We start from the raw sequence: 3,451 nt of genomic DNA, 5'->3' as shown, positions 1-3,451 counted from the left end.
TTGTGCGCGGACACCCTGCTCACCGGCGCAGCATCCGGGCACGACACCGACGCCGGGCTCCTGTCCGCGATCCAGGCGCGGGTCGAGGTCACCGTGCCCGTGCTCACCCTGCTGGCGGCGGACAAGGTGGACGGCACGAGCCGGGCGGGATCCGGGACCGCGACGGGATCCGGGACCGCGTTCGGTGTCCGTACCGAACAGCCCGCGGAACTCGCCGGCGGACAACCCATCGACACCAACACCGCCCGCACCCTCGCCGGCGGAGCCACCGCCTGGGAACGGGTCCTCACCCACCCTGTCACCGGGGCGATCCTCGCCGTCGACCACTACCGCCCCAACGCCGACCTCCGCCGGCTCCTGCACGCCCGCGACTCCCGGTGCCGGTTCCCGACCTGCGGACTCCCACCCGCCGCGCAGGACCTCGACCACACCATCGACGCCGCCCACGGCGGACCCACCGACGAAGGCAACCTCGGCGGACTCTGCCGCCGCCACCACGTCCTCAAACACCAGACCGCATGGACAGTGAAACAACGCGGCGCCGGAATCCTCGAATGGACCAGCCCCACCGGGGCCACCTACACCGACAAACCGCCCGCACCCGTCACCTTCACCGTCGAGGACCCGGACCCGGACCCACCACCGGAACCCGACCCAGAGACCTCCCGATTCTGAGACAGCTGCGGACCTTGAGCCGCGCACCATCCTTCCCGGCCCGCCCCAGCAGGCGAACCGCGCTTCCGATCTGGCGCGATCTAGCGCCGGAGGGCGTCGGAGATCGCGGCGCGCAGGTCGTCGGCGAGGGTGCGCAGCTCGGCGTCGTCGAGGGTGTGCGCGGTGAGCCGGATCTGCGGCGAGGCCTCGTCCGCCTCGAGCAGGAACCCGCCGCCCGTGCGCACCAGCCAGCCGCGGCGCATCATCGCCTCGGACACGGCGCGACCGTCGACGCCGCATTCCACCCATACGTTCAGGCCGTCGTCGCCGCGCACCGTGATGCCGCGCTCGCGCAGCAGGGCGCGCAGTGCGTCGCCGCGCTCCGCGTAGTGCGCGCCCGCGCGCTCGAGCGCGGCCGGGGTGTCCGGGTGGTCGAGCATGCCCACCGCGACCCGCTGCAGGATCCGGCTGACCCAGGTCTTCCCCGGCGAGAGCCGGGTGCGCAGTTGAGCTGCGGTATCAGGATCCGAGGCGAGCAGCGCGAGCCGCAGATCCGGCCCGAGGAACTTCGACATCGACCGCACGAGCGCCCAGCGCGGGTGCCCGTCAGGGATCACGGAGTGATACGGCCGGCGCGACAGCAGCGAGTAGTGGTCGTCCTCGATGATGAGCACGTGCGGGGCCTCGGCGAACACCTCTCGCAGCGCCTCCGCGCGCTCGGCGGTGAGGCTGATGCCCGTGGGATTGTGCGCGCGCGGCGTGCACACGACCGTGCGAGCGCCCGCGTCGATCGCCGCGCGCAGGCCCGCGACCGTGATGCCCTCCTCGTCGAGCGGGATGCCGACCGTGCGGTAACCGCCGAGCCGGACCACGTTGATGCTGGAGAGGAAGCACGGATCCTCGAGGCCGACCACGTCGCCGTGCGCGAGCGAGGCCACGAGGAGCCGCTCGAGCGCATCGACCGCGCCCGAGGTCACGGAAAGCTCGAAGGGACGCGGCTGCGCCTCTGCCAGCCATCCCGTCGCCCAGGTGCGCAGACCTTCGTCGATGAGCGCGTCGCCGTAGAGCGCCGGCGTGCGCAGATCGACCTCGGCGAGCACGGGCAGGGGCAGCAGGTCGGGATCGGGGTTGCCGCTGCCGAGGTCGCGCAGCACGGTCTCCGCCGCGAAGCCCTCCTCCTCGGTACGGACGGGACCGGACACCACGGTGCCACCGCGACCCCGGCTCTCCACGGCGCCGGCACGTGCGAGCGCACGGTAGGCGGCGGCCACGGTGTTGCGGTTCACGCCCAGACTGTCCGCGAGGCCCCGCACGGTGGGCAGGCCCTCGCCCGCGACGAGCGTGCCGGATCCGATCAGGGCGCGGATCGAGTCGGCGATCTCATGCGCCGTGCTGCCCTGGATCGCCGTGTCGGTCACGCCCTCAGCCTATGGGCAGCCGCGGCCTACCCTGGAGGCATGGCCGACATCCGCGATCGCGACGACATCCTCGTGCTGGTGCGGACGTTCTACGAGACCGCGTTCCAGGATCCGCTGATCGGGCGGATCTTCACGGACGTCGCCCGCATGGACCTCGACCACCATCTGCCGATCATGGGCGACTTCTGGGAGAGCGTGCTGTTCCAGGCCGGCGGCTACCACCGCAACGCGCTCGCCCTGCACTCCGCGGTGAACGCGAAGCACCCGCTGACCGCGGAGCACTTCGATCGCTGGATGCTCCTGTGGAACACCACGGTCGACGACCTGCACGAGGGCCCGGTCGCCGATGCTGCGAAACAACAGGCCGAGCGCATCGGGCTGTCCATGCAGCGCCGCCTCCAAGGGCTGTCCGGGAGCCTGCTGGAGACGATCCGGATCCGCCCCGACGCCGATCCCGCCTGAGGCGGATCCCGACGGAGGCGGGACCCGACGGAGGCCGGACTCGGGTCAGCGCGCCGCCGGCACCACCGGGCGGTGCTCGTAGAACGTCTGCAGCACGACGGTCGTGCGGGTGCTCACGTTCGCGGCGAGCCGGATGTCGCGCACGAGCTGCTCCAGGTGCCGCGGAGAGGTGACCCGGACGAACAGCATGTAACTGGCGTCGCCCGCGATCGAATGACACGCCTCGATCGCGTCGAGATGCTCGAGCAGCTCCGGAGCATTGTCGGGCTGAGCGGGATCCAGCGGGGTGATCTCGATGAAGGCGGCCAGCGGCTTGCCCACCGCCTCGGCATCGATCACGGGCCGGTAGCCCGAGATCACGCCGCGCGATTCGAGGCGCCGCAGCCGCGCCTGCACGGCCGACACCGACAGCCCCACGCTCTCTGACAGGTGCGCGAGCGTGGCCCGCCCGTCCTGGGAGATGGCGGCAAGGATCGCGAGATCGACAGGATCGTCCATACGTGAAATAATACCTGAGTCAACGAATATTTGCAGGAATATTTCCTGCATTGTCCCCGATCGGAGGTCCCGATGTCCCTCATCACCACTCCCAGCAACGCTTTCATCGGCGAGCCCGAGGTCGTGGAGGACGCGTCCGTGGCCGAGAGCAGTGCCGCGTGGGCTCTTCTCAAGGATGCTGCGGTCGCGTTGCGTCCGTTGCAGGTCAAGGACGGTTCCGTCCCGAACGCGGGCGACCATGATGCGGCCCGCGGGCATGTCGCGGCGATCATCGCGGGGATCCGCGCCCTCGCCCCGGCTTTCCCCCATGACGCGGAGTACCTCGAGGCGTCCGTGAAGGACTTCGAGCGGTGGGTTGCGGAGGGGTTCGGGGTGCCGGACTTCCTCGATTCGCTGGTCGCGTTCCAGCCGCAGCAGCA

5 protein-coding genes are annotated in these 3,451 nt (G+C 70.8%); 3 read left to right on the top strand and 2 right to left on the bottom strand.

Annotated elements, in window-relative coordinates:
- Nucleotides 1–675: HNH endonuclease signature motif containing protein (locus CQ044_RS19710; protein WP_181158399.1), on the top strand; the 675-nt coding region annotated here is incomplete at its 5' end.
- 80 nt (nucleotides 676–755) lie between these two features.
- On the opposite strand, the gene CQ044_RS19345 is transcribed toward CQ044_RS19710, so the two are convergent.
- Nucleotides 756–2,072: an aminotransferase class I/II-fold pyridoxal phosphate-dependent enzyme gene (locus tag CQ044_RS19345; RefSeq protein WP_105689976.1), complete on the bottom strand. Its 1,317-nt coding sequence runs from the start codon at nucleotides 2,070–2,072 to the stop codon at nucleotides 756–758.
- 39 nt (nucleotides 2,073–2,111) lie between these two features.
- Here CQ044_RS19345 and CQ044_RS19340 point away from each other — a divergent pair, with 39 nt between their 5' ends.
- A complete protein-coding gene (locus CQ044_RS19340; protein ID WP_105689975.1) occupies nucleotides 2,112–2,534 on the top strand; it encodes a group III truncated hemoglobin in 423 nt (140 codons plus the stop codon).
- A gap of 45 nt (nucleotides 2,535–2,579) precedes the next feature.
- On the opposite strand, the gene CQ044_RS19335 is transcribed toward CQ044_RS19340, so the two are convergent.
- A complete protein-coding gene (locus CQ044_RS19335; protein ID WP_105689974.1) occupies nucleotides 2,580–3,032 on the bottom strand; it encodes an Lrp/AsnC family transcriptional regulator in 453 nt (150 codons plus the stop codon).
- A 72-nt stretch (nucleotides 3,033–3,104) separates the two neighbouring features.
- Here CQ044_RS19335 and CQ044_RS19330 point away from each other — a divergent pair.
- Nucleotides 3,105–3,451: DUF6421 family protein (locus tag CQ044_RS19330; protein WP_258133385.1), on the top strand; the 347-nt coding region annotated here is incomplete at its 3' end.

Origin of the sequence: Microbacterium sp. MYb64, assembly GCF_002979495.1 — a bacterium.
Classification (GTDB): Bacteria; Actinomycetota; Actinomycetes; order Actinomycetales; family Microbacteriaceae; genus Microbacterium; species Microbacterium azadirachtae_A.
The sequence above is the reverse complement of the archived record's forward strand: the minus strand, read 5'-3'. Positions and strand labels throughout refer to the sequence as shown.